The 25,278-nt window shown below is 58.9% G+C and carries 14 protein-coding genes; 6 read left to right on the forward strand and 8 right to left on the reverse strand.

The window, feature by feature from the left end:
• Positions 1–974: 974 nt before the first annotated feature.
• The 3 genes from cas9 to DW151_RS04250 all read right to left on the reverse strand — a co-directional run bounded on the left by cas9 (position 975) and on the right by DW151_RS04250 (position 6,096).
• Positions 975–5,168 carry a type II CRISPR RNA-guided endonuclease Cas9 gene (cas9, locus tag DW151_RS04240; protein WP_118334625.1) on the reverse strand — a complete coding sequence of 1,398 codons (4,194 nt, stop codon included), beginning with the start codon at positions 5,166–5,168 and terminating at the stop codon, positions 975–977.
• Between the two features lie 144 nt (positions 5,169–5,312).
• Positions 5,313–5,591 carry a hypothetical protein gene (locus DW151_RS04245; protein WP_118334626.1) on the reverse strand — a complete coding sequence of 93 codons (279 nt, stop codon included), beginning with the start codon at positions 5,589–5,591 and terminating at the stop codon, positions 5,313–5,315.
• A gap of 262 nt (positions 5,592–5,853) precedes the next feature.
• Complete coding sequence (locus tag DW151_RS04250; protein ID WP_118334628.1) at positions 5,854–6,096, reverse strand: hypothetical protein; 243 nt, start codon at positions 6,094–6,096, stop codon at positions 5,854–5,856.
• Between the two features lie 306 nt (positions 6,097–6,402).
• Here DW151_RS04250 and DW151_RS04255 point away from each other — a divergent pair, with 306 nt between their 5' ends.
• Positions 6,403–7,062, forward strand: a complete 660-nt coding sequence (locus DW151_RS04255; RefSeq protein WP_118334629.1) for a hypothetical protein — start codon at positions 6,403–6,405, stop codon at positions 7,060–7,062.
• Positions 7,063–7,198: 136 nt separating this feature from the next.
• Positions 7,199–7,381, forward strand: a complete 183-nt coding sequence (locus tag DW151_RS04260) for a hypothetical protein (protein ID WP_118334631.1) — start codon at positions 7,199–7,201, stop codon at positions 7,379–7,381.
• A 73-nt stretch (positions 7,382–7,454) separates the two neighbouring features.
• Here the strand turns inward: DW151_RS04260 and DW151_RS10740 are convergent, their stop codons facing one another.
• On the reverse strand, positions 7,455–7,856 hold the full coding sequence (locus DW151_RS10740) for an HNH endonuclease (RefSeq protein ID WP_118334632.1): 402 nt from the start codon (positions 7,854–7,856) through the stop codon (positions 7,455–7,457).
• Between the two features lie 324 nt (positions 7,857–8,180).
• On the opposite strand from DW151_RS10740, the gene DW151_RS04270 reads away from it, so the two are divergent.
• From DW151_RS04270 to DW151_RS04285, 4 genes are read left to right on the forward strand one after another with little or no spacing between them, the layout of a single operon-like run.
• Positions 8,181–8,744 carry a hypothetical protein gene (locus tag DW151_RS04270; RefSeq protein ID WP_118334634.1) on the forward strand — a complete coding sequence of 188 codons (564 nt, stop codon included), beginning with the start codon at positions 8,181–8,183 and terminating at the stop codon, positions 8,742–8,744.
• 15 nt (positions 8,745–8,759) lie between these two features.
• Positions 8,760–10,259, forward strand: a complete 1,500-nt coding sequence (locus DW151_RS04275) for a hypothetical protein (protein ID WP_147351759.1) — start codon at positions 8,760–8,762, stop codon at positions 10,257–10,259.
• A complete protein-coding gene (locus DW151_RS04280) occupies positions 10,243–11,748 on the forward strand; it encodes a hypothetical protein (protein ID WP_147351760.1) in 1,506 nt (501 codons plus the stop codon). The genes DW151_RS04275 and DW151_RS04280 overlap by 17 nt, the downstream gene beginning before the upstream one ends.
• Positions 11,732–13,246, forward strand: a complete 1,515-nt coding sequence (locus DW151_RS04285) for a hypothetical protein (RefSeq protein WP_118334639.1) — start codon at positions 11,732–11,734, stop codon at positions 13,244–13,246. The genes DW151_RS04280 and DW151_RS04285 overlap by 17 nt, the downstream gene beginning before the upstream one ends.
• A 38-nt stretch (positions 13,247–13,284) precedes the next feature.
• Here the strand turns inward: DW151_RS04285 and DW151_RS04290 are convergent, their stop codons facing one another.
• The 4 genes from DW151_RS04290 to DW151_RS04305 are packed head-to-tail and all read right to left on the reverse strand — an operon-like array spanning position 13,285 to position 25,278.
• Positions 13,285–16,122: a hypothetical protein gene (locus tag DW151_RS04290; RefSeq protein WP_118334640.1), complete on the reverse strand. Its 2,838-nt coding sequence runs from the start codon at positions 16,120–16,122 to the stop codon at positions 13,285–13,287.
• Entirely contained in the window at positions 16,123–18,999 is a 2,877-nt protein-coding gene (locus tag DW151_RS04295) for a hypothetical protein (protein ID WP_147351761.1), read from the reverse strand.
• Positions 19,000–21,918 carry a hypothetical protein gene (locus DW151_RS04300; protein ID WP_118334643.1) on the reverse strand — a complete coding sequence of 973 codons (2,919 nt, stop codon included), beginning with the start codon at positions 21,916–21,918 and terminating at the stop codon, positions 19,000–19,002.
• Positions 21,919–25,278: an RICIN domain-containing protein gene (locus DW151_RS04305; RefSeq protein WP_118334645.1), complete on the reverse strand. Its 3,360-nt coding sequence runs from the start codon at positions 25,276–25,278 to the stop codon at positions 21,919–21,921.

Below are 25,278 nucleotides of genomic sequence, written 5' to 3' on the forward strand. Positions count from 1 at the left end.
GGCTTCCTCGAAGGGGCAAGTAACTGCTCGAAACGCCATATCTGCAAAACATACGATCAGCGGCTCAAACGGCATCCTTGGGTAAGTAACTGCTTGAAACGTCATACTTCCGAAGCCCACTATTTTCACTCTTAATCGGACTTAAGGTAAGTAACTGCTCGAAACGCCATACCTGTAAAACAAGAGCCTTACACGCATCTCCGGCGGTAAGGGTAAGTAACTGCTCGAAACGCCATACCTGTAAAACCTTAACCTTAGTTAAGGGCGCACTTAGTGCGGTAAGTAACCGCTCGAAACGCCATACTTGCGAAACACCTCAGCCGTACCCATTTCCTTGTTGGTGGTAAGTAACTGCTCGAAACGCCACACCTGTAAAACTAAGCATCATCGCAGGTAAACCCCCGTAATGGTAAGTAACTGCTCGAAACGCCGCACCTGTAAAACCGATAAAGCGTTATCAATTATCAGGTGTCGAATAAGAGCAGCTACTGAAGCTGAAATACTGAATAATGGAAGAATGGAAGACCCGACGATTTTAGAAAAACGTTCCGTATCCGCCCGGAAACGGAACGATACTGTGAGTTTTTGAAATAACCTGACAGCCGACGGATCGTCGGACAACCGGACTGTCAGGCGGTTAGCCTTATTTGAGTTTTCAAGGTGCAACCATCAGTTTAACGGTTAAACCGTCACGGGAGAAGGGAGCCCCTTCCCTATCTATGGCCATAACGGAATCTCGAGAACGCTATCGGAGCGGACGGGGAACATGGAGGGCATCGGCGGGGATGACGCTGCATCCCCGCGCCGAAAGCTCAACGGGAAGGTAGGACGATATGGATGTGGCCTTCCCGTCGCCGACGATGAAGCCGGGCTCGCTGCCGGACATCAAAACGTGGCGGGGGCCGCTGTCGCGGTGAACGGCGACCCATCCCGCCTCATGGCAAAGTTTCCCTGTGCTTCCCATGGGGAGCGTCCTACCCGAGTTCGGTAATCCTCTCATGTAGGCCTGCCGCGGAAATGTCCACGATGGCAAACCCCGCCTTGGGGTCGTTGATGACCTTATCGAAGGTCATCTGGATCGTGCCTGCGAACGCGCTTCCCCCGAACGGCCTCACATCGGCGTTGTTCCTGATTCCCGAGAGGAGCTCCACGACCTGGACCTCGGACTCGGCTACCGCGCGGACGGCCTTTGCGAGGTCCTCCTCCTTCGTTTCGGCGAACACCTCCTCCGGCGTTTTGAGGTCAGCCAGCTTGAGCACCTTGGAGACGCGGGGGAAGTTCGCTGGTGCGAGCTCCAGCAGGCGCGCCCACAGGCGGCATAGTACCTGGACATCGGAGTCCAGGTCGTGCCTGGGGCTCGGCTCCTCGCCGTCGACCATACGCTCGACGACCCTGAGCAGGCGGATATCTGCCGCACCAAGGGCCAGCTGGCGCACGGGGCCGGCCGCCTTCAGGCCCTTGACTCTGAAACGCTCCCCGTACGCATCGAACACGGTCTCCTTCAGGATCCTGTTGCGCACGATGTGGACGAACGTCTCGCCGGACTCCTTGCACAGCGAGCGCGCGTAGAGCTCGACCAGCGAATCGGTGGCCTTGGCCGCGACTGCCGTGGGTATCGGGGCGAACCTGAACTGCCTGCCCTTCTTGCCCTTGCTCTCGTAGACCATGAAATGGGCGAACGTCTGGGAGGAGTAGCCTCCGAACAGGGCAGCGTCGCGATCGCCCTTCACGGGGATGAGTTTCGTCTTCGAGTCGCGCGGGGAGTAAACGGTCTGCTTCCAGAAGGCCCCGCCCTCCTCGTAGGGGGCAAATGTCACGCGCAGGTTCTTCCAGGAGCAGGCGCGGACGAGCCTCTCTCGCTCGAAGTCAGCATCCCACAGCACCTCGCCGGTTTCATAATCGACGAGGTCGCGGAAGAAGCCGCCGGTGAAGAAGTCGAGCTCTGATTCCGCACCGCCCTGGCGCCCCTGCGCCTCGATATCGCGCATGGTGCGCTCGTAGAACACTCTGTTGTTGGACCATATGGGCGCCCTTGTCTCGATAAACCTGCCGGTCTGGAGGGCAATGAGGGCATCGTGGGCATGGTAGTACCTGTTGGCCTTGCGGCTCCTCGGAATCCCCGCGCGCCTCCTGATCGTGCCGGCGACACCGGCCTTGACCGGGACGACCTTGACGCCCGCGTAGGTAGCCTCGAGGGTCGCGGCCAGGAGCTTGCACTCCTGGCTCCTCTCGGTCATCTGGCGCCCGACGATGGACTTCAGCATTCTCTCCGAGATCTGCGTCCTCATGAGCGCTGTGATCTTGCGCTCGGTCATGAGGCCGACCCGGCGCAGCTGCATCCAAAACGGCGCCATCTTCCTCTGGACGGGCTGGGGAATGAGCGTCGAGCCCCGCCTATCGAGGCTCTCGGCACTCATGACTAGCGCCTTGTTGTCGAGTGATTCGTCCCTGCGCACCGACCTGGGCAGGATGTGGTCGATACAGTAGTCCGCTGAGGCGATCCGCGCGATGTCGATGGGCTTGCCAGAGTAGAGACTCTTTCCAGCCTGTCGGAAGTAGAGGTACAGGCGCTCGTTGATTTCCTTCTCGTCGAACATCCCCAGTTCGCGCAGGAGCCTGGCGGCGTCGAGATCGCGCCGTGTGTCATCGTCGAGCGCCTTCAGAGCGGCCTCGATCTCCTGGGCGCGGCTGCGCGCCCTTTTGCCCTTCAGTTTGTTCGATGCGGTCCTCGTCACCTCGACGTAGACATTTACCGGGGCGCACCCGGCAACCGACGCCATGTCCTCGATCACCTTCATGGCCTGCGTCACGCCGCGGCGAAGCGCGGGAGAGCCAGGGAGTCCGTCGATGCCGAGCTCGCTGGCCTTTACCAGCGCCGCGGCGTTGATTTCGTCGATCTTTGTGCGGAAACCGAGCTCGGTGTCGCCCAGGACCTGCATCAGGTTCATGGAAGTGCCGCGGAACCTGCCGTGGGGGGCACCCTGCTCGAGAACGTCCATGATGCACATGTCCCCGCGCGCCGTATCGGCCCACACGCCCGTGAGCAGGCGCTCGGAGAGCTCGCCCCAGCCCTTGAGGCGCTTCGCGCAGAAGGCCTCAATGGCGTCCTGCGAGAGGATATCCCCGTATTCCGCGGCGACCTTGCGCCTCAAGATGGAGCGCTCCTCGAACACGGTGTTCCACAGGATGAGGTCCTCTGCCATGGACTTCTGCGCGGTGGTGAGCGACCTCACGCCGAGAAGCCCCGCCATCCAGGCCGCGACGGACAGTCGCGAGGTCATCCTCTTTGCGTCGGATGTGCCCTTGACGTGGGGGTGAGCCATCTTGAAATCGCGCGAGAGGATGCCTTCGATCCGGCTGAGGGCCATGACCGAGCCGTCCGATGCGGCCTCGACCACGGCCGCCCTCATCGCTGCATCGAGCGGCAGCCAGTCCTGGCCGTCCTCGGTGTAGCGGATGCCCGCCAGCTCGTTCAGGAACCGGAAGCGCTCGTAGATGAGGGAGTTCGCCGGAAGTACGTCCTCATCTACCAGATAGGTGCACTTGCCCGTCATGCGCCGGATGAATGCCTCTGCGGCCGCATCGGTGTCGATATGCTCCTCGTAGTTCCAGGGTGCGACGAAGGCGCGCTCATGGCCGGGAAGACGGCGCGACCACGCGAACCTCGCCTTGCCGTGGGCGTCCAAGGGCGCAGCTGAGGAATCCAAGGGCCCTACGTAGTAGGGGATCCTCGAGGTCAGCACTTTCAGGATATGGGCGCCTGCGTCCTTTAGCCAGGGATAGAAGTTGCCCTGGGCGTCGATGATGCGGCCCACGACCTCCGCATGGAGCTGGTACGGGATAGCACTGTTGTCCGTGGTGTGGATGCGACGAAGGAACCTGTGCTCGGCAAGTGCCGAGACCATATCGATGTAGACCGGGTCCTTTGTGGCATCCGTTCCCTTGAAGAGCCTCTCTACTCTCTTCTTGAACTCCTCATAGGGAATCACGTTGAGGTCGTAGGCCGTATAGCCCATATTCCTCTTGGCGCCGTCGAGCTTCTTCACGAGCACCTTGTCGTACCCCCTGCGGCCGGACCTTTTCGGGCCGCCGAAGAAGTCCCTGTAGAGGGCAAGCCCGTCCTCGTCGGGACCGTTTTCGGAATCAGCATGGACGATGTATTTCAGTGCGAGGTCCTTCAGTGTGCGCAGCTGGCGCCCGTACACCTCGTACTGGGCCACCTGGTTGTGCGAGAGGGTTTTTCCGGGTGCAAACGAGAGAAGGCCCTGTAGGCGCCACGCGGAGTAGAGGCCTCTCGCGGCCTCGATGGTCGGGGCGAGTCGGTCGGGGCAGTTGGCGAGGAACTCATCGATCGCATCGGCGTCGGATACGGATATCTTGCCGATCTGCTCGCCCTCGAGCGCGAAGGCGTCCATATTCGCCTTGTAGCCGGCGACGAGGTCGCCCAGAGCCTTTGCCTGCGCGCGGGCGATCTTGGCGTCGATATCGTCGCCTGTCACCGATACGGCGCCGGACACGGCCGTTTGGAGCTCTCGGGCAGTCCAGGAGCCGCCCATACCGGCAAGCGCTCCGCCGTCGAGCTCGATAGCCTCGCCACAGGCCTCCCCCAGGGCGTCGAGCTCGCGCACGAGGGCATCGACCTGAGCGGAGGGGTCGGAATTGGCGGACGTCACGTCGTTGCCCTCCATGAGGAAGTGTCCGCGGCGAACGACGTGGTTGGCGATGGCCCAGAAGATGAGCCTGGGGTCGCGCGGGCCGTCTGCCTCCATGAGGTCGACATCGAGGTGTGCGAGCGTGGGATATCCGTCGAGAAGGCCCTGCCAGGCTGCGGCGGCGGGATCTGTCGCGATATCTTCGCGCATGAGCCTATAGGACATCCTGCGCCTGATGAAGAAATCGGGGTCTGTAGGTGCGATAGCCGGCGCGAACACGCGCTCCATCTCGCGCTCCCTGCCGCGGGCGCGCTGGAGCCTGCGCCTCGCCGCGCGCGGCATGCGGGCCTCCGAGGCGTGGAGCGCCTCCTTGAAGCACCGTGTGCCCATCACGGGCTGGCCCTTGTGGTAGAGGACCTCACCGCACTCGTCGGTGGCCACGAACCCGACGCTCGTGCCGTCGAGGTCGATGCCGACATACCACGGACCGTTGATATTTTTAAGTTTCCTAGCCATGAGTTCTCCTGTGTGATATAAAGGGATTGTGAGTTGCTGCTCGAAACGCAGTACCTAAGTCGAAATACGGCTTAAAAGCCACAAACTGCCTTTTCAGGCCGCCCCGTATGGGGCTTTTTCTTTATCACGACATTCCATAGGCATCTAGAGCAGGTGCTCCATGACGGTACCGGTCGAATCGGTGCGGAAGCGGATGCTGCCCACCGTGTTCTCGTGGATCATATTGCCGGTCGCCACATCGACGTAGACGGCATCGCTGAGCCCGCGCGACACTTCCATCTCGGTGGCGCCGGTCTCGGAGTCGATACGGAGCTTTCCCACTTGGTTGCGCACGTGCATCTGGCCCTTGGAGTCCAGGCAGCGCTCGACCGTGCCGCTGCCGGCCTCGGTCAGGTTCAGGCTATTTATTTGGAAACTGTTCACAGTTACCCTCCCCCTCTGCAAGAAGGCATGAGGCCGGGCCTTTCCCGGCATTGGAGGGTTTTATTAAATTATAGACTGGCGCGGGGACTATTCCATCGGTGATTCAGGGTATCGCCATAAGGTCAGATTTAACGATTCGATATTGATAAATAGATTCATTGAGCCAGAGGATATTCTGGGGCAAACAACCTTCCTTTCGAAAGCAAAACCCCGCCCCGGCAATTAAGCCGGGGCGGGGCCAAAGGGGAAGGCGTATTCGCATTTAGGCCGTGGGATAACCGCTAGTGCCGATCTTGTTTACAACTTCGGTAGCCATAGTAATGACGCCTCGGAGCTTGCCGGAGTAAATGGCGAGGACGCTCACGAGGGCGAGGGCGAGCAGGCCGATGAGGATGATCATCTCGGTGGAGATGACGGCACCAAACTTCTTGTCAGCCGCACGGCGGACATTGTAGGTCTTGGCCGCGAGATACGTGGCCATGGCGTTCATGGTTGCAGAATCCACGATGCGCTCCTTTCGATTAGGGGGTTCGAGTCTTTGGCCCCCGTCGACACGATAGGGGCTTGCTTCCCGCCCCCGAGATACATTCTGCTCCCGTAAATGCATCCGTGAGGGGCCATTTGGTGCCAAGGGGTGACAAATGGTGACACTGAAAAGCGCGGGTAGGCGACATGTGCGTAGCCGTATAACGTATGTTCGCCCAGATTAAATGGCAGCCGTGGCACCGACCGTGCCGAATTATCCTAAGCGGGGTTGTGCTAGAGTCGAGAAGCAATTGAAAGGTCCGTCTGCGTGCGAAAAGAGCGGTGTATGGCAGAGGTTCGCGTAATCGGAACGGCAGATGAAATCGAGCTCATCGCTCGCTCCCTCGGAGCTGCCCCCAGGATCCAGCGGCGGCGTGACGGCATGATGGCTGGCTATTTCGAGAAACAGGCCCCAAAGATTATCTGTCTAGACCTCGGGACGACGGGGCCTAACCCCGTTGAAGATGAAATCGTGGCCATCGCTATCGTGGACTGGGCGGGAAATGTGGTCCATGAGGGGAAATACGGGCCAAGTCGCAAGGAGCTGTGGCAGGCGGCATCTGAGGTCAATGAGTTCGCACCCGACAACCAGATAGACCTCCACTCTGTTTTCGACGACCAGGAAATGATCAGGGAGATCATCTGGGGTGCCGACGAAGTTATCGTCTACAATGCCCCGCGCGTTATGAAATTCTTGGAGCACAGCGACATGGCTCCCGGATCTCGAACCAGGGTCACGGATACGATGTACGAATATTGCCGATGGCTCAGTGAAAAGAACCACGACCGAAACTGCCTTGCGAACATCGAGCTAACCGATGCTGCCGAAAAAATGGGCTACGCTTGGGGGAACAACCCCCATGGACCTGTGCCAAATGCCCTCGCTTGCCTCGCTGTCCAAATATGGATTGAGGGGCAGCAAAATGAAGAACACTATGATTTCTGAATACAGGGCTTGAACAGCAGGCTCATCTAGTTCGTTGCTTCTTAGATTCAGTGGATGATTGCTTCTATCAATTCCACGGGATGATTTCACCGGGCGGCAAGACACTTAGGAAACCCGGTTTGGATAGGTGATTAGCATGAACGTTAACGATTTTATGGCGAAGCACGATATCACTGATGCCGACCTCGAGCGCATAGCCACCCCCTTTGAGAATGGCTGTTTCGAGCTAGAGCCCGACCGAAAGGAATTCAGCGGCTCGCATCTCGAAGCAGTCTGCACTCGCCGCGTTACGGTGATTCACGATGAGAAGGATACTTAGAGGGCTGAACTGATAAAAAATAGAGGGCGGATACAGTAATGTGCCCCGCCCTCTATTTTTGTTAATAAATACGCTACTCCTCGTATTTGTTGCCCTTCCCGCAGTTGCAGTCCTCGCAGAGAGTCTGCAGGTTGCTCATTACAGACTTTCCCCCGCGCGAGACGGGCTTGATATGGTCGACGTGGAGCTTCACGCCGTCCTCGCGTCCGCGTCCGCACTTGACGCACCTGAAACCGTCCCGGCGCAGCACGTCATAACGCATCGCGCGCGTTACCTTTGCGTGCTCCTCGTCGTTGGCCATGCGGCGATCCTGGTACTCTAGGCGGCGCTTATCCCGCTCCTTCTTCTTTTTCGATTTGCGATGTTCCTTCAATAACATCGTCAGGATTGCCTCCGCGGCCCATAGCGCGACAACGATCTGCAGGAGCGGCAATAGAGACTGCATTACCTGGGTAGCGGGACCCGACGTTTCCATGATCTGCCTCCTTATTGGGGGATATACGCCACAAGTCTAAGCTCCTACAGATGCCGCCGCCCGTCCACTTGGTGCCACAGGGTGACACCCGCCCTGAACACTTGTTCATAGCCGCCCGCACGCCTGCCCTCCAAACGATGATTGGTGCATCGAGAGACTGGACGGAGGAAGAATTATGGCCGAGGTGCTTAATCTGGATATGCTTCCCGATTGGCTGAGGGACATGGATGTCGGCGCGTCGGTGAGACCCGGTGCGGATGGGAGCGCCCATCCCTGCCTCACATGGTGCGGCAGCTTCACGGTCCACGGCTGGGATTCCACGCGATGAGCGGGACGACGACCGATTTCGCCATGGCCTGGCCCATCGGCAACGGGGGCTGGCAAGTCCTGCAGGACGCCTATGACATCTACGACCCGATAGCCGGGCAGGACGGCTATATCGAGCCCGAGGACCTCATCGACATCCTGAATGAGAACGGCTACAGCTCCCTCAGCTCTTTTGCCGCAGTTGAGGGCGAATGGTGGCGCGAGGGCCTGACGTGTGCCGTCGCGGCCAAGTGGTGCAGGGAACGCTATTCGGTCCCCCTGACCTTTGCCGACGGGCACGCGGCGCTGTCGCGCCTCGTCTCCTGTGCCGCCGCGTTCTATTCGGATGCGGACAGGGCGCTGCTTGGCACAACGATTGCGCGGGAGATGGCCTGCCAGGAGAAAGACTACAACATGGCCGCCTACGGCACATCGCGCGAGCTCAAGGACACGCAGATCCGCTCAGGCGGCGTGGTTCCGCAGAATTCGGTTGGCCATGCGATAGGCATGGCGCCAGTGGGCGGCATGAGACCCCTACAAGACCCGGAAACGAAGGGCCGCGGGCCCAAGTTCGGCCATTGATGACAGAAAGGACTGATGGCAATGTATGAGAGGGTATGGGAAGGCTCGGCACCCGGGCTGGACGGGGCCGAATGGGACCTTTTCCTTGACTTTAACCAGGATACGGGACTGTTCCGAGTCGGCGGCTCGTTGGACGGAGAGCATAGCGAGATGTGGGAATGCGCCGATCCGGTAGCATCCAGACTCATGGCGAGATCTGCAACTGATCGACCCAGCGATCACGATATCATGGCGCTCATCCCACCCGCTCCCCTGAAGATGAAGGGCAGATTCGCCCCCTTCTCCTCCCCTGACCAGATCGTCGCGGGCACATGGCGCACCCCACGGGATTGGCCGGAGGCGAGAAAGGATGAAGCGGTCAAGGAACTCAGAATGAGAAGATCCGACATTGTGAGATTGCCTAATGAGCCAGACCCCGACCGACTGGTCATCCAGGAGTGCTCGAGGCTCCTGAACGGCATGTACGGAGATCCGACCCGCTGGCCGCGACGCGCTGTCGACGTCGCGCTCGGCTATCCACGCGGCACCAAGCCCGGAAGTAAATATAATGACCCGGGCCTTTGGGGCATCACGCTTCCACCGGAGTTCTCTGCTGCCGTCGTGGGCTTCGGAAGCGCGTTGAAGGGCAAGGCCTTGGGCTATCGCGATGCGGTATACGCCCTCTACGAGAAAGCTAAGTCCAACGGCCTGTATATAGAGAAGGACTGGGAGGACCACTTCGGCGTCATTCCCAGTGTGGACGCGACTCGGTTTGTCAGGGAACTATCCGAAGGCGACACCGTTACCCTATCGCTTGCCGCCAGCTTCAGTCGATTCGGTAATTGTATCGTTGAGCTGGGAGATGTCCGGGTCGATCTCAAATCCGCCAACTGGTATAGAGATAAGTTTAAAAGTTGTGAATTCTCTCACGGCCCTCTAAATGTACAGAATCTTGGAAAACTTCCCCTCCAAGAATTCAGTGACTATCTCAGAAATTGCCATAATGGTCGCCTATATACGCGCTGGGCCGGCGCCTTCCTCGATGGCGAATACGGAATGGACCTCGAGGGTAAGGCTGACCGTGTTCTCATCTCGGCGATGGCATTCGATGAGTGGGACAGTCATGACGATTACGGCCTTCACCATAAGGCGCTTGCATGGGAGGTTATCTCCTGGTCCAAATCGGAAGGAGCCTACCACGTTGAGACGTGGCAGGCTCCAAAGTACCTCGATGGAAGCCACAAGAGCTCCGAGCAATCCTGGAAGGAATATGACAGAACCTTCGATTCGTTTCCGTCGGAAAAAATGCCGGATATGCGCAACATGCCCATGACGATGAGCGGCGAGCCGGAGGCGTTCGTCAACGCCCGCTATGCGTACGACCCGGACAGACTGCTCAAGGGGCATGCCCGCAAGGACACCCAAGTCAAGACCGTACCCGGCACGAAGGCGCTCAAAGCGAACCTGTCGAAACTCGACCGGAAGGCAAATGTAAACCGTGCGCAGGGCAATGGGAATCGTGGCCATCATGTATGAGAGGGTATGGGAAGGTGCGGCGCCCGGCCCGGACGGGACCGAATGGGACCTCACACTCGACTTTAACGAGGATACAGGACTGTTCCGAGTCTGCGGCGCGCTGGACGGAGAGGCTCCCCAGGTCCACGAGTGCGCCGACCCGGTAGTATCCGGCCTCATGGCGAGGTCTGAATTCGATCGGCCGGACAGCCACGAAATGATGGCGCTCATCCCTCCCGCTCCCTTGGAGATGCGGGGCAGGTTCGCCCCCTTCTCCTCCCCCGACCAGATCGTCGCGGGCTCATGGCGCACCCCTCGGGATTGGCCGGATGCGCGAAAGGGCGCGACGGTCAGGGAGCTCCTTTTTAGAAGAAACGACATTGTGAGATTGACCGATGACGTAAATCCCAACCGACTGGCCATCATGGAGTGCTCTAGGCTTCTGAACGGCATGTACGGAGATCCATCCCGCTGGCCGCGCCGTGCTGTTGACGCCGTGCTCCGCTATCCGCGTGGCACTATGCCCGGAAACAGATACCGTGACCCATGGCTCAGTGGCGCCATTCTTCCACCGGAGTTCTCTGCCGCCATCATGCGCGCAGGAAGCGCGTTGGCGGGCAGAACCCTGGGCTATCGCGATGCGGTATACGCCCTATACGAGAAAGCTAAGTCCGATGGCTTGTTTATTGAACAGGACTGGAAGAACTGCTTTTGCGTCATTCCCAGCGTGGACGCGGCTCAGTTTATCAGGGAGCTATCCGAAGGTGACATTGTTACCTTGTCGCTTGCCGCCAGCTTCAACTCATTCTGCGGAAGCGCAGCGGAGCTGGGCGATGTCCGGGTCGATTTCAAATCTGCCGCCTGGTTTAGAGATATGCTTCAAAGCGAAAATTTCCTGCACGGACCGTTAGATGGTCACGCCTTGGGAAAGCTCCAGATCGGGGAGCTGGAGGAATACCTCGTGCAATCCGCAAGAGGGCTCCTGCACACGGCCTGGACTGGTGCCTTCCTCAATGGTGAGTACGAAGTAGGCCCTGAGAGCGAGGCAGACCGGGTTCTCATCTCAGCAAAGGTGGTTGATGAGGGCGACTGTATGAATGAGTGCGGCCTTCTTCAAAGGAGCTGCTCATGGGTGGTCGTCTCCTGGTCTAAATCGGAGGACGTCTACCATGTCGAGTTGTGGCAAGCGCCAAAGTATCTTGCGGACGACCGCAAGAGCAGTAAACAGGCCTGGAGAGAACGGGACAGCACCTTCGACTCGTTCCCGTCACAATTCATGCCGGACATGCACACCATGCCGATGGTCATGGACGGTAGTGAGCCGGCGACATTCGTCAATGCCCGCTATGCGAGCGACCCGGACCGGCTGCTCAAGGAACGCACCTACAAGGGTGCCCGAGATAAGGTCGTGCCCGGCACGAAGTCGCTTAAGGAGAACCTGGCGAAACTCGATACGAAGATAAATGTAGATCGAAAGCAAGGCACTGGGAGCCATGGTCAACATGTATGAGAAGGTGTGGAGCGGGAAGGTTGGGGGCTGCGAGATCTCCCTCAGCTTCGACGAGAAGGACGGCCTGTTCAGCTATACCGCGAAAAAGGACGGCATGACGTTGAGAGACTGTCACTGTGCCGATCCGGTAGATGCCGGCCTTATGGACGGCCCCGGGGTCGAATGGGATGGCAAGACGCCCCTTATCCCCAGCGCCTCGGAAATCAAATTCGAGGGCCGTTTCTCGCCCTTTCACACGCTCGAGGAAATCGTGAGCGGCACCTGGCTCTCCCCCGCTGACTGGCCGGGTTACCGAAAGGCGATGGCAGTCGATGAGCTGGCGGGCCGCATGGAGCGAATCGCGAGGAGCTACTCGGTCGACCGCGAGCCAGACGAGGCGTACATGAATTTCGGCCTCATCGATTGCTCGAAGCGTCTGAACGCCTTGTACGAAGGGCCCGACAACTGGCCGAATCGTGCATTTGAGTCCCTGTTCACTGTGACCGGGTACAAGGAGCTCACGCTCGGTAAGAGTTTCGCCTTCAGAGACCACTATCTGCTCGCCGACCCGCACAAGATGCCCAGGCAGGTCGTCGAGCAGATTTGCATGACGGCTGCGAACGGAAGGCAGGAGCAACCCTCATATCGAGATGCCGTGGTTAGCCTATGCAGGCAATCGCGCGTGGAAAACGGGGGTAACGCCGATTCATTCACCGTCCTGCCCTTTGTTAAGGTGGGTGAGTTCATAGACGAAATTCGCAAGTCGGACAGGATTCACGTCGACCTGTATGCCGACTTCAACGGCGACAAAGTACCGATGGCTCATTTGGGCAAAACGGCGATCACTCTCAATGAGATGGATGCCGAGAGTATAAGGCTGAACATTGACAGGGCTCACGAAAAGCATAATTTCTACTGGTCGATAAGGGGGAAGGGCGCCTCCTCCAGGCTGGATTATTCTCTCCGCATGTTCGAACTAACCGAACTGGTCGCCGCCATCAAATCATGTGCAGACTGGAGCCTTTTCTTTAACCAGCGGATTGAATATCCTTCTCTCGGTTATGATCTCGACGCGAACGGCAACTCCAATCGCATCCTTCTGGCGTGCGGTATGAGCGAATGGCGTTCGGACGACGCCCAGGAGTGGATGGCCGTTTCGCGCTCGAAATCAGATCGTCTTTACCATATCGAGCGTATCGACGCATGGGATTCCTACGAAGGGCCCGAATTCGAGGTCACGGAATCGAGCGCAACGAAAACCTACCCGAACAATCTCATCGACCAGATTGCGGCAGACCATAACGGGTTCAGGGAGACAGATGGCGTGCCGCCCTTCATCAACGCCCGTTACGCCGCCCAACTCGAGCATTTGCGCGAAGTCTACCCCCTAAAGCAGAAGACCCCGGAGAAAATGCCTGGCACTGCGGCATTGAAGGACGAACTTGCGAAGCTCGAGAAGAAGGCTGAACCCAAAAAGACACCAAGCCACAACAAGCGACCGGGCTATTTCACTTATTAAATCAGACTAAAGAAGAGGGCCCCATGAGGGCCCTCTTGCTAGTTCTTAGTCGATGAGACGCCGTCGTAGTCGGCTCGCTCCACCCTCATGTATACGCAGGTGTCGCGTGTCGGCGTGACCTTCGTCATCTGGGAATCGGAATCCTGTGAGGCAAGCCATGCTACGGCGCGAAAGCCCGCCCAGGTTCCGTCCTCCATGCGGGCGTACACCCTGCCCATGGGCCTTGCGAGCGTGACCGACTCACCGAGATAAAGCGCCTTGTGGGCGGGCCCGTCATCGCCGATAGCGGGAAGGCCGATGCCGTCAAGGGCATGCCTTTCGTCAGACAGCCCGAAATCCGGCAGGGACCATGATTCGGCAAGCGGGGCGGTCGATTCGGGCGAAGTCCTGAGCACAAGCTCCGTGGTGTCCACGGAGTCATCAGTGAAGGCACACCTGAGTGTCAGGCGGTTGCGGGAGTAGAGATGGAGCTCGTCGCCCGCCGACAGCTCGGAACCGCCATAGGGGGAGGTCAGACCTTTGTCCGTGAACCAGCCCGTGAACCCTGTGCTCGGGTCCTCATCGAAATGGTCGTTGAGGTTGCAATGGGTTTTAATAGCGGCAGACGTGGCGTCGTCGCTTGCCGTATGGGGTCCAGCCTGAGCCGTCTCGGTGAACACAACGGACTCATCGTCGATGCCGTCGGCATGGTAGACGACCTTGATGCCGCCGACATGAACGGGTCCGGCAGATACCGAGCCGTGGAAACGGTGGACGAGCGGCGAATCGAAGTCGATACCGCTTCGCAATGCCGTGGGGAACACCTGCTGGACCACACAGGAAAGATAGCGTCCCGAAAGCGAATCGAGCTCCAGCTCCGTTAGGCTGAGCTCCCTCAAGCCTTTCGAGAACTCGCGCAGTACCGTAGCGCCCTTCGGTTTCGGAATCAGGTCGACCTGAACGCAGCGCAGCTCGTTGACGCCCCTTAGATCGCCGAAGCCGTTAACGCTCGTGAAATCGAGATCGTGCCCGGAGACATATCCCCCGGTCCATGACAAATTCGAGTTGAACGCCCTGACCTCGAGGTCGAAATGTTGGGATACCTCGCCGGTAAGCCATACCTTGATGGCGCTCCAGCGCAAGGACTTGCCGCCCTCGCCGATTCGGGCGCCATCTGCGGCGGCATCGCTCCATTCGCCGCCCTTTGTAAGCATGCTGTAGCAGATTGAGCCTTGCCAGGGGGAACCGTCCAGGCGAAGCGAGATCGCCTCTATGCACATTTTGGCCGACATATTCATGCCCACATGCCGATAGGCGGGACAGTCGGGCATATCACCGAAGTTCGACAGATGGCAAGATCCGATGATGGACGCACCGGAGCAGTCAAGCGGAACTTCATCTGTGTCGGCATAATACCAGCGGTACATAAAGTCGGATACGGCAGTCCCGCCATTGTTACCCTTGACGTCCGACCAGTTATGGCACGGCGTACATGAGAGGAGCGGATCCGAACACGTCACCGTCTGGTCGGCCCCGATCTCCTTTGACCCGTCATTCAGGCTCAGTGAACCCGTGAACGGGACCTCTTCGACGACCCAGGCCGAGGCTCGGTCTCCCGCCACGCCTCCCTTGTAGCCATTATGGAAGAGGTTCAATTTAAATGGCCTTGTTTGTGTTGCGTTCGGCCTGTTCACGCACAGCCCCGATGCGTCGCTGATAATCGCGACCGCGCCATCTTCGAATAGGGGCGTTCCTTCGGAAAACGCCTTTGTAACCCACCAGGCGCTCGCCCTCGAAGCGACTCCGGCTCTATTGATCTCGAACGGCTGCGTGTTCGCGACGTGGTTGAATTCCTTTCCGTCCCAAGGGCCTCCCCCTAGGGCATTGACGGCACAGGACGCGTCGGCCACATGGGCCGGTCGGAAAGTCGTGAGAAACCCAGGGATGGGTCCCCAGTCATCGAAATAGGAATCGTCGCGAACTTTCGAGAATTCAGTCAAGAAGAGCTGATTGTAATTGCCTTTGAATATCTGCTGGAATAGGCCCGTGCAATCTTTAATCGAGGCATTTCCGACATCCCAGTTCAGGGAGTCATCGTCTGCCGCATGGACGCGACAGACAATGCCCTGGATGTCCTCGCTGGTTAGGTACGTTTGCTTCACGGTAGAGGTCAGCCAGCCGGTTTGAGAGTGGAGGGTGTCGACCGTCTCGTCATGCGAAACCCCCTCGACGTAGATATTGAAGATGTTGAGGTCCGCGCACCATCTATGGGACACGTCCTTCGAGGTGCGCCTGTACCATTTCCCCGTGTCATGGTATTGATAGTGCTTCCAGCCGGTATCGTGCCGACCGGTGCCGACCCCAAGTTCCTCATTGGTCAAATTGCCATCAAAGGTGACTATGTTATTTTCCTGCTCGTCCTCCTTGATTGCCCCGAGGTTATCATGGTCCGCCGCAAACCATATGCGTTTTCCGTTGGGGTTGTAGTTAGTGTCTCCGCAGGCAGTCAGCGGATAAAAGGAGAGGTGGAACCATAGCTCGTTCTCATAGTCGCACTCGACCTGTAAATTCAGGGCGTATCGCAGGATCTGGACGTAGGCATAGCGGAAGGCATACCATTCGGTCCAGTCATTCGCCCAGCCCATGCACTGATTTGTTGGATTCGACCTTCCTCTGCAGCAGTTGATCTTTCCGTTGATCATCCCGTACATATCCCAGGCTCCCTGGTTTATACGGGCGTTCTGGCCCCAGTAGTCCCAACCAAAAGCATCTTCGGCGCCAAGCAATCCCAACCCAGCTGCGACCGCTAAAGCGGCGAACAGGCCCCGCCTGCTAACCGGGGTTTCAATTAAAGACTTGTCGGCCGGTTGCTCACTATTGTTTTTGTCAGACCTCATCTACGCGCACCTCCTACAAGGGACGTGCGCGGGCTCGGGACGGAGGCCGCACCCCCGTCCCGGATGATATTTATCTCTTTGCGCTGGCGACGCCGTCCGAATCGGCGTAGCGCCACCTGATATATAGCGTGGTGTCCCGGACCATCTTGATGTTTCGCAGGGACGACCCCCCCCCGCCTTATCGGTCAGGTAGGCGTCGCACACGATATGCCTCCAGGTGCCGTCTTCCATCTTGCGGTAGGCGCCCGTCGGCGCAGCGAGCGAGATACGCTCGCCGTAGTATACGGCCATGTGACCGGCGCCGTTGTCGCCGATGGCGGGAAGTTCGATCCCATCGAGGCTATGGGATTCGGCCAAACCGGTGAAGTCGGGCAGCTCGAGCGCGCCCTGCACGGTTGCGGCATCGTCCTTGGGCTCGGACGCGTAGACGGCGCCCTCCTCCGGCTCAAGGGAACCCTTGGCATACTCGATATGCAGGGTGCAGCGGTTGCGCGCATAGAGATGCAGCTCGTCGCCCGCCGACAGCTCGGATCCTCCGTAGGGTGCGGTCAGTCCCTTGTTCGTGAACCAGCCCGTAAGGCCCATGCCGGGATCCTCGTCGAAGTGGTCGTTAAGGTTGCAGTGCGATTTTGTCGCGGCAGACGTGGCGTCGACGCTTGCCGTATGGGGTCCGGGCTGAGCCGTCTCGGTAAACACAACGGACTTGTCATCGAAGCCGTCGGCATGGTAGACGACCCTGATGGCGCCGATAAAGAGAGGCGTGGAGGAGGTCACCGTTCCCCTGTAGCGTTGAGCCGCGCTATGCAGTGAATCGGTGGTCGCGTAAGCAGCGTTTCGCACGAGGCAGGTCTGTGCGTAGACGTAGCCTGAGGCATCGTCGGGCAACTGGACCTTAAGGCTATTTGAAAAATCGGCAAGCAACTTGATAGCGCCGACAGGGCGCGGAACCGCTTCCAGCTGAAACGCGATAAGTCTCTCTCCTGCAAAAGTGATCTCGGAGGCATGTTCGGCATCGACTTTGAAGGACTCATGGCGCAGTCCCCAACCGGTCTTTTCGGTGCAGCAGCGGATCGAGAGGTCGAAACCATCCGATACATCGCCCTCGAGCCAGATCTTGATTCCCCAGATACGCGATTCATCAGAAAGCTCGGTCCACTGGCCGTCTCTGTAGGTCTCCGACCAGCTTCCATCTGCGCTCTTTAGTACCGAATAGCAGATTGAACCCGGCACGTCGGCAGAAGCCAGCTTTAAATAGAACCCTCTCATGAGGTTAGCCGCCGCGAAGGGAAAGCCTATCAGGCGGTTGGCGGCAGTCTCCTTGAACCAATTCAGTCCCCAGGGGGCCTGCGAGGCGCCACCGACGATATCGAGGGAGGCTGAACGGACCCCGGCATCCGAGTCGCACAGGATAAATCTCGTGAGGTGCTCAACGGAAAGGGTCTTATATATATCAATCGGCGTGCAGCTCGAAGACGGGTCCCCTATCTCAATCTCTTTGGAGTCATTCGAGGGCTCCTTGAACGAGACATCGCCCACGAACACGACCTCGTTGGCTTTCCAGTCGACACTTGAAACACCCCTGGTGCCGTTCCGGGTGCCGCTGTGCCATAGGCAGACATCCGCGCCGTCGCTTTTAACCGACTTTGTGAGCGAGATGCAGAGCCCTGTTTCATTGCTCACGATCTGCGAATAACCCTCCTCAGACTTGAGGCTATCGGTCACCCAGAAATTGCAGAAATTCGAGGCTTGCGGATTATGCCAGACCCAGAGTTTCTCAAAGTAGGCATTTGAGAAGCCGGAATCCACATGGGGATACGCATCTGCAGACAGTCCCTTTGAGATGATCCCTCGACCCGACTCGGCGTACAGGGTTGAGTTCCAGCCCTTGAAGCAGACGGATTTCAGGCAGTGTAGGAAGTCGCCATACTCATCGCATGCGCTGCCGAGCTCGACGGCAAAGTTGCCGTCAGTCGTGCCGGCTCCGTCCTTCTTCTGGCAAAGCCTCGACCACTCTCCCGAACCATCGCCGCGAATCACCAGGTCAGAGTCGCTGTAGCGATTGGAAAGGGATACAATCGCACCAAATAGGTCATATCGATTCCTGATGGCGATCTTCTCGAGCTTTACGTTCAGGTCCCCGCCCGCATCGTCATGCGTATTCATCCCCTTTTGCACGCATGCGATATGGCCCGCGTTGTTGAAGTCAAACGGCGTGTCCGCGCCATATCTTTGCCCGAAGGCGTTGTATCCGTTTACGACGATGTTGAACAGGTATATGTTCGCCCTCAGCGTACTGGTCGACTCCGTCGCGCCTTTCCTCTCCAGCCATCCGTAGCTGGGATAGCCAAAGGTGTGCATGGCGGTATCGTGGCGGCCGTATCCCGCGCCTAGGAATGTATTATCGAACGCGAAGCGTCCCGTCTCGGTCTTCCAGTAGGCACCGTTCCAGTAGTACTCAATATAGTTGTCTTGATAGCGTGGGTACCAAAGCCTGTGCGTGTTGAGGTTATTCGTGTCGCCGCATTGTGAAAACGGCTGCATGCAACACCATTCGTATAGGGGGTTTGAATAGTTGGAGGAGAGCTCCACTGCCATCGCGACTCGAAGTGTCTGGCCTGCATGGGCATCCCATTCGAGCCAATGCGTCGCACAGCCGAAGCCGTTACCGTTGTAAAGGGCTCCGTTATTCCAGTCACCCCAATAGTAATGACCGCCGCGCCCCGCGCCATGGCTTTCATCCGTATCCGCGTATGCAAGGCCGGCAAGGCCGAGCCCGGCAGCAATCGCCAGCGCTGCCAGCAGGCCGCGTCTCGATATCGGTGTTCCATTTTTCTCAGTGTCTGCTCGGTCCTCATTCCGAGCATCGAGACCGTTCATCTACGCGCACCTCCCGTAAGGGACATGCGCGGCCTGGGGACGGAGGCCGCGCCTCCGTCCCGGTTCGTAATTACTTCTTTGCCGTGGCGACGCCGTCCGAATCGGCGTAGCGCCATCTGACGTAGAGCGTGGTGTCCCGGACCATCTTGATGTTCTGCAGGGACGACCCCCCCCCGCTCTATCTGTCAGGTATGCGTCGCACACGATATGTCTCCAGGTGCCATTGCCCATCTTGCGGTAGGCGTCTGTCGGCGTAGCGAGTGAGATGCGCTCGCCGTAGTAGACGGCCATGTGACCGACGCCGTTGTCGCCGATGGCGGGAAGGTCGATACCGTCAAGGGCATGTGACTCGATATCGCCTGAAAAGTCCGGGAGTCCAAGGGCACCCGAGATGGATGCCGCCCCGTCCTTCGGCTGCGATTTGTAATCGACTCCATTCTCAGGTCTCAGGGATCCGTCTGCATAGTCAATCCTCAGCGTGCAGCGGTTGCGGCCGTAGAGGTCGAGTTTCTGCCCCCTGTCGAGGTCGATGCCCCCAAAGGAGTCAATAAGCTCCCTGGTCGTGAACCAACCGGTGAAGCCGCTAGAAGCGGTGTCGCCAAAATGCTCGTTGAGGTTGCACACAGCCTTTACCGCCGCCTGAGTGGCGGCATCGGATGCCGTGTACTTGCCCGGGTCAGCGTGATCGATATAGACGATATGCTCATCGTCGACGCCGTCAGCGTAGTAGGTGATGAGCGATTTCTTTGCGCAATACTTAACGCTGGGCGTGACGATGGTGCCGTGGAAACGGTGGACGAGTGGCCATACCTCGGCTGTGCCTGAGCGCTTCTCGGTTTTGAATTCCTGCTGGACGGCACAGCTCAGGTACATTCCGTCCACAGCACGGGCCTCGTCCTCGGTAAGTTCGAGCATCTGCGCGTCACGCGAGAACTCCTTGACGAGCACGGCATCTGTCGGCTTCGGTATAAGGTCGACCTGGATGCAGCGCAAGGTCTTGCCCGCCACGCCCACTGCAGGGGCGCTTTCAGCATCCGTGGCGCTCACATAAGTTCGACACCACGACACATCGCTTTGGAACGCGCGAACCTCGAGGTCGTAGTGACGTGCGACCTCACCCTGGAGCCAGACCTTGATCTGGCTCCAGCGCAGGCTGGCGCCGCTTTGACCGACCCACTCGCCGTCGGAGCGGGCGTCAGACCACGTCCCGCTGTCGCGGGAAAGCGCCATGTACCCGATAGATCCCTCATAACCCGTTCCCTTGAGGTAGAGACGGAACGCCTCGAGCACGTAGTCCGGGTTGAAGTTCGTGCCAACGTGGCGGTAGGCGGGGACTTCCATGAAGTCGCCCGTTTTAGAGATGTAGGCCTGACCCATGACCACGGCATCCTCATCGGGTGCTGGATCTGGCGTGTTCGCAGCGTACCAGCGATAGATCATCGCAGTCGGCTTTCCCATCGTTTCCCACAGCTCCTTTTTGGCAGGATAGCAGGTGGCGAAGGGGTCGCCGCAGGTCGGGGCCTGGGGCCAAGTGATTTCTTCGGCGCCACTATTTAGCTCTAGCTTGCCTGTAAAGGGAACCTCCTCGATGACCCATTCGGAAGCCTTATTCTTTGACGTATCCGTATCATAGCCGTCATGCCACATGAATAGCTGTGTCGGTTTGGCGGTCGTGCCGCCATAGCGGTTCACAGCCTGCCCCGACGCATCGCTGATGACCTGTACGGCATTTTTGGTGCCGTCGGAGTTCCATTTATCGACAAGCCACCATCCGCAGGTGCGGTCAGCGACAGTATATTTGCAGATGACGAATTCGCGTTTGGTGCTCGTCCTGATGTCAGTTCCGTCGAAGGGGCCTCCGCCCCACGCATTGAGGGCCGCAGAGCCATCAACGACATGGGCGGGACGGAAGGTGATGAGATAGCTTTGGTCGGCATCCGCATAGTTGCCGCCAATCTCCTGGTAGTTCGCGAACTCTGTCAGGAACAGCTGGTTCAAATTCGGCTCGGGCCTGGTCTTGTCATTTCCTGCAAAGAGCTCCTGCTGGTAGATTGGCGTGCGATTTGATGACTTGGCGTTGCATACGTCCCAGTTGAGTGAATCGTCAACGGCGGCGTGAACACGGCAGACCATCCCGAAGAAGTCCTGACGCGACCCGTGCGGAATTGCGGGGAAGCTGGTCGCGCACCAGCCCGTTCCAAATGCCTTGGCGCCCCATTCGCTGTGCCAGACCTTATCGATTCTGATGTCTCGTAGCTCGAACCATGCTGCGAAACTGTGCGAAAAACCGCTGCCCGTCCGGCGATACCACTTGGAAGAGTCTTTGTAGGAGCGGCGCTCCCACCCGGTGTTGAATGTCGCTTGCTGGCCCGGGGACGGACAACCGGCATAGTTATTCTTGAGGTCGCAGTTAAAGTCAAGAATCTTATGGGGGTCATCGGGGGCATCCTCATAAATGCGCCCGCGGTTGTCGTCCTCGCCGTTATCGTACCAGAGGCGGTGAGAGGTGCCGTAGTTTGTGTCGCCGCAGGCCGAGAGCGGATAGAAGCTGAGGTGGTACCACAGCGTGTTCTCATAGTCGCACTCGATTTGCAGGTTGAGGGCGCAACGAAGCTGCTGGGTTCCCGGCCAACATGTCCATTCGCACCAGCTTGTAGCATAGCCCATGCACTTGGCGCTGGGGTTCGTATACGACCTACTCCTGCCAACATGGCCTTTTAGCATGCCGTATGCGTCCCAAAATCCCTGGCCGATACCGGCGTTTTGGCCCCAATAGTCCCAACCAAAAGCATCGTCGGCACCAAGCAATCCCAACCCAGCTGCGACTGCTAAAGCGGCGAACAGGCCTCGCCTGCTAATCGGGGTTTCCTTTAAGGTCTTATCGGCAGCGGTCTTGCTTTCGTATTTGTCAGCCCTCATCTACGCGCACCTCCCGCAAGGGACATGCGCGGCCTCGGGACGGAGGCCGCACCTCCGTCCCGATTTGTAATTACTTCTTTGCCGTGGCGACGCCGTCCGACTCCGCAAACGCCCATACGGCATATACGGTCGTGTCGCGTTCCATCTTGATAGTCGTGAGAGGCGACCCCCCCCCGCCTTATCGGACATGTAGCCCTTGAAGACGAGACGTCGCCACGTTCCGTCCTCCAGCTTGGTGAAAACGTCAGCCGATCCGGCGAGCGTCACCGACTCGCCGCGGTAGAAGGCCGCGTGCGCCACCCCGTCATCGCCGATGGCGGGCAGGTCGATCTTGTCGAGCCGGTGCTTCTCGACACGCCCGGTGAAGTCGATTAGCCCGAGTGCGCCGTCGACCACTTCGGCCTTATCGCTCGGCTTCTTCCTAAAGACGGTTCCAGCGTCGGGCTCGACCGATCCTTCCGCATATTCGATGCGCAGCGTGCAGCGGTTGCGTCCGTAGAGCTTCAATGCTCCCTTGTCGGGAATCGAAAGGGAGGTTGCCGGATCGACTAGCGCGGCATCCTTGAACCATCCGGTGAATCCCGATGCAGAATCCTCGACAAAATGGGCATCCAGGTTGCAGGGCTTTCTCCCGGCCGCCTCAAGGGCGGCCTCGACGGGCGCGTAGGCATCGCCCGAATAGACATTCGAGTCTCGGTAGACGAGGTGCTTGGCGTCAATGCCGTCCGCGTAGTACTCGACGCAGACAGATTCGACCTTGCTCGGCTTTGACACCACCGTTCCTTTGTAGCGGTCGGTCCAGACCGTCACGTCTGTGAAGGGGACGGTGCGAATGCCGAGCATTGCGGCGGCGTAAATATAGCCCGACCCCCAGGACTCGTCGACCACAAAATCCTCGTCGCCTGAGAACTCACGCACGACGCGGCCGTTTTCCGGTTTCCTGATGAGATGGACATTCAGGCCGGCGATCTTGCCGGTCAGCCCCTCGGAGCGGGCGGGCACGCCGACCATGGACCACACCTGGCCGGCGTGGTCCGCGCGCTCCGCTTCGCAGGAGACGTTGGCACCCTTGGTGTCGGAGGCGTAGGTCATGAGGCCGCCCGTCCATTGGCTGCGGACGAGGACGCCCCCCTCCGTCTCCTCAATCTGCCACCTCGGGCCAAGGCCGTCGTTGCTCTGCCAGATCTGCACGTTATGGTTCGAATAGACGTCGATGAGCCAACCGAAGGTATTCGCGATATAGATGGTGCCGGACGCGGTTTCCTGGACGAGGAACTGCTGCGCGATCGTCGAGTTCGTCGTCCAAAGCTCGACGTTTTGGCCGTTGACGTTGCCCCTGTTGACCCCGTCGTAGACATCGAGGCAGAGCCCGGAGGGGGTCCGGAACTCAAACCAGCCGGTCTGGGGAGATTCATCGTCTGATGTGATGTTCGCGCCCGCCGCCGGCGCGCCCTCGGCGGTGCCGGAATTGGAGTAGTACGGCCCCATCCAGCCGAGGCCGCCCACGAAGGCTCGGTAGCAGAGGTCGTAATGCTTGGAGATCTCGCCCTCGAGCCAGACCTTCACCTGCGCTATGGGCGACGAGGAAGACTCGAGGATGCGGACGCCGTCGGAGCCCTCGATCCACTCGCCTCCGGCCTGGGGCCGTGCGGCATAGTGTATGGACCCCGGGAACTTCGAGCCCTCGAGCCTCATTTCAAGATTATGGATGGAATGCCCTCCGTGCGGCCAGCCTATATGGCGGTGCGAGGGGCATTCCAGCTGCTTGCTGTCCCAGGTGACGACGCCGCAGGATGCCATAATGACCGCATCCGGGTCGTCGGTGACCTCGGCTCGCACGTCGGTCATGTAGAGCCTGAAGATGGGATAGACGGGAAGGGAGGACTCGTTGACGGAGTCCCTGATATAGCCCAGTGGCAGGATCATCTGCGCATCGTCGCCGATCCTATTGTGCCACCCCTGGATCTCAACAGTCTCGCCCACCTTCATGAGGTCTTGCGACAGGGCGACGCTGCCGTGGCAGCACGCCTCCTCCAGCATCCATTGGGCACCCGCCTGCTGGCCCCATCGCCCAGGGCAGGCCGCACTGTAGACCTGGGGGTTGGCGCCCTTGCCGGAGCTCCAGAGATCCAGCCTCTGCCCGTCGGCGTCCGAAGTGAAAAACCAGCACTTGTGATCCGTCTCGCTCGTGACAGACGGCTCGTGGTGGACCCACCAAGAGTTTGTGAGGTTGGCGGACTCGGGGTTTCGCCAGATTTCCGCATGTCCCCTATCCATGGTCGGAGCCGTATGTCCCCTGTTGTCCAGGCCGCGATCGAGGCCTGGACCGAGCATATTCGCGACGCAGAAGGTGAACGTGCCCCTGCCGTCATTTTTGTTGGGCTTCATCATCCAATTCTGGTTGACGCCCTCGTAGTCCGTCCAGATGACGACCTGACGCCCATTCTCATAGGACGCGATCGCATTGTTGTTGGAGTCGACGACCCCCTGGGAAAGGTCCAGCCTCATCTCGGGCGCGCAAACCGGGATAATCTTGAAGATACCGCCCATGATGGACATGTCGTTCTCGAGATATATCTTCTCGACGTTTATGGCCATGTCGTTATCGGGGGCATAACGGCGAAACTTGATGTCGTCTGGGTTTTTATTTGCTGGAACTCCGTTCACCCAGACATTCCAGATATCCATGCGAGCCTTAACTTTCTCATCATGGGGTTTCGCCTGGCGACGAACGAAGGTATCGCACCCGGGCCCCTCATAGAACCCGTTGGCGAGCCAACCGGTGCCCCATCCGCTGTTGATGAGGTTTCCCTGAAACGATCCGACCAGATTGTCGTTGAGGAATACGTAGCTTCGATTGTCATCGCCATCCCTGGAGCCATACCAGAGGTGATTGCCATTCGAGCTAAGCGAGGAGCAGTAGTAGAACGGACGAAACACGATATGGTCATAGAGCTCGTCAGACCAGTCACACTCCACCACGCAAGCAAACTCTGCAATTAATTTCTGACTGCCGTCTGCGGTGGCGTTCCATGCGCCATTGTTGGTGGACTTGCCGAAAAAGAAATCGTTGACCCCGCGATCAGCATGGGGATGCGTGATCTCGCCCGAGATATAGCCGTTCACCCATTTGTTGCCGATCCACTGCCCGCGCCCGAAATTCTGCGCGGCAAGGGCATATGCCTGGGTTCTCGATAGGATGCCCAGCCCGGCTGCAACCGCGAGGGCCGCGAAAAGACCGCGGCGCGAAATGGGCGCGGAGATACCGGTGTCGGATCCGTCGCCATGGGGTCGGCCCTCATTTCCGGTCGCCTTGCGCGCTTCATAGCGGGCGATTCCCCTTTTATTTCGGGAGCCCAT

The sequence above is a fragment of the Collinsella sp. AM13-34 genome (genome assembly GCF_003473055.1).
Classification (GTDB): Bacteria; Actinomycetota; Coriobacteriia; order Coriobacteriales; family Coriobacteriaceae; genus Collinsella.

Coding starts and splice junctions, on each gene's coding strand:
- cas9 (WP_118334625.1), bottom strand. CDS start 5,168: ATGGCTAGGAAACTTAAAAATATCAACGGTCCGTGGTATGTCGGCATC.
- DW151_RS04255 (WP_118334629.1), top strand. CDS start 6,403: ATGGCAGAGGTTCGCGTAATCGGAACGGCAGATGAAATCGAGCTCATC.
- DW151_RS04260 (WP_118334631.1), top strand. CDS start 7,199: ATGAACGTTAACGATTTTATGGCGAAGCACGATATCACTGATGCCGAC.
- DW151_RS10740 (WP_118334632.1), bottom strand. CDS start 7,856: ATGGAAACGTCGGGTCCCGCTACCCAGGTAATGCAGTCTCTATTGCCG.
- DW151_RS04270 (WP_118334634.1), top strand. CDS start 8,181: ATGAGCGGGACGACGACCGATTTCGCCATGGCCTGGCCCATCGGCAAC.
- DW151_RS04275 (WP_147351759.1), top strand. CDS start 8,760: ATGGCAATGTATGAGAGGGTATGGGAAGGCTCGGCACCCGGGCTGGAC.
- DW151_RS04285 (WP_118334639.1), top strand. CDS start 11,732: ATGGTCAACATGTATGAGAAGGTGTGGAGCGGGAAGGTTGGGGGCTGC.
- DW151_RS04290 (WP_118334640.1), bottom strand. CDS start 16,122: ATGAGGTCTGACAAAAACAATAGTGAGCAACCGGCCGACAAGTCTTTA.
- DW151_RS04295 (WP_147351761.1), bottom strand. CDS start 18,999: ATGAACGGTCTCGATGCTCGGAATGAGGACCGAGCAGACACTGAGAAA.
- DW151_RS04300 (WP_118334643.1), bottom strand. CDS start 21,918: ATGAGGGCTGACAAATACGAAAGCAAGACCGCTGCCGATAAGACCTTA.
- DW151_RS04305 (WP_118334645.1), bottom strand. CDS start 25,278: ATGGGCTCCCGAAATAAAAGGGGAATCGCCCGCTATGAAGCGCGCAAG.